The sequence below is a fragment of the Sphingobium sp. ba1 genome (genome assembly GCF_000743655.1).
Lineage (GTDB): Bacteria > Pseudomonadota > Alphaproteobacteria > Sphingomonadales > Sphingomonadaceae > Sphingobium.
Genome location: NZ_JPPQ01000069.1, coordinates 2,949,548 through 2,949,785, shown reverse-complemented (window position 1 = coordinate 2,949,785; position 238 = coordinate 2,949,548). Strand labels below are relative to the sequence as shown.

The 238-nt window shown below is 66.0% G+C and carries 1 protein-coding gene; it reads right to left on the bottom strand.

Annotated elements, in window-relative coordinates; genetic code table 11:
* Positions 1-238, bottom strand: a 238-nt coding sequence (locus IL54_RS17575; protein ID WP_272945520.1) for a UDP binding domain-containing protein, incomplete at both ends; no start/stop codon positions are given.

Genomic DNA, 238 nt, shown 5'->3' with positions numbered 1-238 from the left:
TTCGGTGACCAGCACCAGCACATCGGCGCCTTCCGCCGCTTCATAGGCGTCCTTGGCCATGGTGACGCTGGGCATCATCGGTGCGGCCACGTCCATGCCTTCGGGGTCATAAGCGACGATCTTCGCGCCCGCATCCTCCAGCGCCTGGACGATGGCGAGGCTGGGCGCATCGCGCATGTCGTCGGTGTTGGGCTTGAAGGTCAGGCCAAGCAGCGCGACTGTCTTGCCGCGCGCATCG